Source organism: Devosia sp. (assembly GCF_040509215.1).
Lineage (GTDB): Bacteria > Pseudomonadota > Alphaproteobacteria > Rhizobiales > Devosiaceae > Devosia.
On record NZ_JBEVLL010000086.1, the window covers coordinates 1 to 4,091 of the forward strand.

Annotated in this window: 5 protein-coding genes and 1 tRNA gene; 3 read left to right on the forward strand and 3 right to left on the reverse strand. The window is 63.6% G+C overall.

Features of this window, described 5'->3' with window-relative positions; all coding sequences use genetic code 11:
* The first annotated feature begins 14 nt into the window (after positions 1-14).
* From ABW043_RS04720 to ABW043_RS04730, 3 genes are all read left to right on the forward strand, one after another.
* The gene (locus ABW043_RS04720; protein WP_353920082.1) at positions 15-155 is read left to right on the forward strand and encodes an MAPEG family protein; all 141 of its coding nucleotides are present in this window, start codon (positions 15-17) and stop codon (positions 153-155) included.
* A gap of 57 nt (positions 156-212) precedes the next feature.
* Positions 213-288: transfer RNA gene (locus tag ABW043_RS04725), tRNA-Trp, on the forward strand.
* A 124-nt stretch (positions 289-412) separates the two neighbouring features.
* Positions 413-1,198 (forward strand): phosphodiester glycosidase family protein, encoded by a 786-nt coding sequence (locus tag ABW043_RS04730; RefSeq protein WP_353920078.1) that lies wholly within the window; start codon positions 413-415, stop codon positions 1,196-1,198.
* Here the strand turns inward: ABW043_RS04730 and ABW043_RS04735 are convergent.
* The 3 genes from ABW043_RS04735 to ABW043_RS04745 form a co-directional block, all read right to left on the reverse strand.
* Positions 1,195-2,157 carry an ABC transporter permease gene (locus tag ABW043_RS04735; protein WP_353920079.1) on the reverse strand — a complete coding sequence of 321 codons (963 nt, stop codon included), beginning with the start codon at positions 2,155-2,157 and terminating at the stop codon, positions 1,195-1,197. The genes ABW043_RS04730 and ABW043_RS04735 overlap by 4 nt on opposite strands.
* 2 nt (positions 2,158-2,159) lie before the next feature.
* Positions 2,160-3,680: a sugar ABC transporter ATP-binding protein gene (locus tag ABW043_RS04740; protein WP_353920080.1), complete on the reverse strand. Its 1,521-nt coding sequence runs from the start codon at positions 3,678-3,680 to the stop codon at positions 2,160-2,162.
* A 41-nt stretch (positions 3,681-3,721) separates the two neighbouring features.
* Positions 3,722-4,091, reverse strand: a 370-nt coding sequence (locus tag ABW043_RS04745) for a substrate-binding domain-containing protein (protein ID WP_353920081.1), incomplete at its 5' end; no start/stop codon positions are given.

The window sequence follows — 4,091 nt, forward strand, 5'->3', positions numbered from 1 at the left end:
CGATCCTGGGCGGCGTGCTCTATCTGCTCGGCCGCGTGGCGCACTATCCCTGCTATATGAAAGGTCTGGCGCCCTGGCGGTCCATCGCCTTTCTCGTGGCGCTGATCGGCACGGTGGTGATGGCCATTCCGCTGGTTCCCCATATCTGGGGTTAAGGGCCGACAAGGCTCTTGCACGAAGCGTGCAATGCCTTTAGACACAGCCTCGCCTGAAGGGGTTTAGCTCAGTTGGTAGAGCATCGGTCTCCAAAACCGAGGGTCGTGGGTTCGAGTCCCCCAGCCCCTGCCAGGCAATAATTTCCAACATTTTTGATTTTGATGACCGCCACTAAGCGGTTTTCGGCGTTTCTAGGCGCGCCCCGCGAAAATGCGTCGCACTTGTGTGTGGGGCGTCGGGCAGCGACAATCTCCATATGTCTATTTCACCTGCTTCGCTCCGGACCGTGGCTATCTCGCTGCTCTTCGGTGCATTTTCCGCCCTTGTGAGCACCCCTGCCCTGGCTGCGCCGAGTTGCGCGACCGAAGAGTTCGAGGGCGCACGCTACACCGTTTGCGATGTCGGCAATGCCGGGGACATCCGCTTGTTCTGGGAGGGCGAGGATGGGCCGTATCGTTCGTTTTCCAAGCTGGCGGATGCGCTGAGGGCGAGCGGCGAAGAGCTCAGCTTCGCGATGAATGCCGGTATGTACGACACTGATTTCAGGCCGCTGGGGCTTTATGTCCAGGCCGGCGGCGAGAAGGTTCGGATCAGCACGGCGGAGGTGGCTCCGGGCACGCAGCCGATACCGAACTTTTTGAAGAAGCCAAATGGCGTTTTCTATGTCGATCAGGACGGCAAAGCCGGCATCCTGACGACAGAGGATTTTGTCGCGGCGGAGATGGAGCCGCGGATTGCCACGCAGTCAGGGCCGATGCTGGTGATCGATGGGGAATTGCATCCCATGCTGATCCCAAACTCCACCGACAGGACGGGGCGCAGCGGCGTCGGCGTTTGCGAGAATGGCATGGTGCGCTTTGCCGTCAGCGATGGGCGCGTGAATTTTCACGAGTTTGCGCGGCTGTTTCGGGATCAGCTCGGTTGCCCCAACGCGCTGTTCCTTGATGGCGGGCGGGGCGTGGGGCTTTATTCGCCCGAGATGGGGCGCAATGATTTCTCCTGGCATGGTGGCTATGGGCCGATGTTTGGAATTGCCGACTAGCGCCTGCCCTGCGTGACCGAGCTCGCCGCCACGGCGAGCAGTATCAGCGCGCCCACCAGCACTTGGCGAATATAGCTGTCGACGCTCATCTGCGTCAGGCCGTTGTCAAGGACACCGAGCACGATGACCCCGACGACGGTGGCGAGGATGCGCGGCTCGCCATGGCGGCTCATGGTGGTGCCGAGGAAGACAGCGGCGATGGCGTTGAGCATGAGGCCGCTTCCCTGCACCGGATTGGCCGAGGCGACGCGGCTCGCATACATCAGGCCACCCGCGGCGGCGGCGAGGCCGGTGAGCGAGAAGGCGATGAGGCGCAGGCGTTTTACTGCGATGCCGCTGAGATGTGCCGCTTCCATATTGCCACCGATCGCATAGAGGCGGCGGCCATAGGTGGTCTGCTCGAGCAACACCCAGACGGCCAGTACGACCACGATAGCGATGATGGAGAGGTTGGGCAGACTAATGGCCACACCGCCCCATTCGCCGAGCGGAATGCCGCCGCGAGCGAAATTGCCGAAGTCTTCGGGGATGGCACGACCAGAAATGGTCTTGCCGCCGCTGACGACGAAGGCGAGGCCGGAGAACATGGTCATGGTCGCGAGCGTGGCGATGAACGGCAAAATGCCGACGAGGCTGACCATGGCGCCATTGAAGGCGCCGCCCAAGAGGCCAACGAGGAGCGCTACCGAGACAGCAGCCCAGATGGGTTGGCCGGCGGCCATCATAAGCGCTGCCACGATACCGGCCAGGCTAGCGGCGGAGCCGACCGAGAGGTCAAAATCGCCCATGACCATGACAATGGTCATGCCCGCCGCTACCACCATGAGCATGGAAGTCTGCTGGGTGATATTGAGCCAGTTGCGGGCCGTGGGGAACGTGCCGGGGAGCATGGCGGAGAAGAAGACGAGGATGGCGACGAAGCCGATCAGCGTGCCGTAGCGGCGAATGAAGAGCTGCATGTTCAGGCAACCATGCCGGTGGGCCGGCCGTAACAGAGATTGATGAGATCGTCTTCGCGCAGACCCGCGGCGTCGACAATGGTGGTGATTGCGCCCTGGCGCATGACGGCGATGCGGTCGCTGATGCCGATCAGTTCGGGGAGATCGGAGGAGACAAGGATGACTGCGGCGCCCTTGGCGGTGAGCTCGCGGACGATGGAATAGATATCGAACTTGGCGCCGACATCGACGCCGCGGGTGGGCTCTTCAAGGAGGAGCAGACGCGGATTGCCGGCAACGGCCTTGGCGAAGACGACCTTCTGCTGATTGCCGCCGCTGAGTTCTAGGACGTCTTGGCCGGGGCCGAGCGCCTTGAGGCGCACATTGGCGCCGAGTTCGGCGGCGAAACGCTTTTCGCGATTGGGCGTGAGCCAGGTGCCAGCGCGGCTTTGGCGCTTGAGGTGGGCTAGCGTGATGTTTTCGAAGATCGGGCGGCGCATGACGAGGCCTTCGGCGCGGCGCTCGCGGGGGACATAGGCGACGCCGCTCTGCCAGGCGGCGGCGGGGGAGGATGGGGCGTAGGACGTGCCAGAAAGCGTCATGGTGCCGGCGGTACGCTTGGCATCACCAAAGATGGCGCGGATGAGTTCGGCCTGGCCGGAACCGGAGAGGCCGGCGATGCCCAGCACTTCGCCTTCGCGTAACGAGAGACTGACCGGATTGAGGCCAGCGGTTGCTAGGCCGGCGGCGGCGAACACGGTGGTTTCGCGCGGCTGTGCCGTGGCCTTGGGATAGGCTTCTTCGACCTTGCGGCCGATCATCAGCGAGACCAAATCGTCGTGGGTGATGTTGGTCAGGGCGCCGCTGTCGATCGAGCGGCCATCGCGCAGGACGGTGGCCTTGTCGCAAAGGGCCATGATCTCGTCGAGGCGGTGCGAGACGTAGAGGACGGAGCTGCCGGAGGCGCGGATTTCGCGCAGGACGCGGAAGAGGCGTTCGCTTTCGTCGCGGGTGAGCGCGGCAGTCGGCTCGTCCATGACGTAGAGTTTTGCATCATCGAGAAGCGCGGCGGAGATACGGACGAGCATCTGGTCGCCGAGGCTGAGTTCGCCAAGGTTCTGGCTGGGGTCGATGTGGTCGATGCCGAGGCGGTCAAGGGCGCGCTGGGATTCGCGGTTGAGGGTTTTCCAATCGACGAGAAGGCCAGCGCGGCGCGGATAGCGGCGACCCATGAAGATGTTTTCGGCCACCGACAGGGTCGAGACGACGTTGAACTCCTGATGGATGAACCTGAGGCCGAGACGGTAGGCGGCCTTGGTCGAGTCGATGCTCACGCGCTCGCCGTTGACGGTGATCTCCGCCGTATCGGCGGCCACGACGCCGGCGAGGATCTTGATGAGGGTCGATTTGCCCGCGCCGTTTTCGCCCATCAGGGCGTGGATTTCACCGGGCGCAATAACGAGGCTGGCCCCGGACAATGCCGGAACGCCGGCATAGGCCTTGGTGACAGAAGTTGCGGACAGCAGAGGAACAGAAGGGGCCATGGTTGGCCCCTCCCCTAGACTATTTTCAGACAAGACGACAGCTACTCAGCAGCGTTGGCGGCGGTGACCAGCTTGGTCGGCACGTAGGTGACCGACTGGAGGATTTCTTCGCCAGCAAGGACCCGGGCGACGGCTTCGGCAGTTGCGGCGCCGATGCCGGCAAAATCCTGGGCGACGGAGGCTTCGAAATTGCCGCCGGCGGCTATGGCTTCGCGGGCCTGGGGATTGGCGTCGATGCCGGTGATGACGATGCCTTCGCCGGAGCGGCCGGCGTCTTCAATGGCCTGCAGGGCGCCGAGGGCGGGCTGGTCCCACGCAGCCCAGACGGCCTTGATGCTGCCGGGCTCGGGATTGGCGGCGAGGATGGCTTCCATCTTGGCGCGGCTATCGGCAATGCCACCATCGGAGACG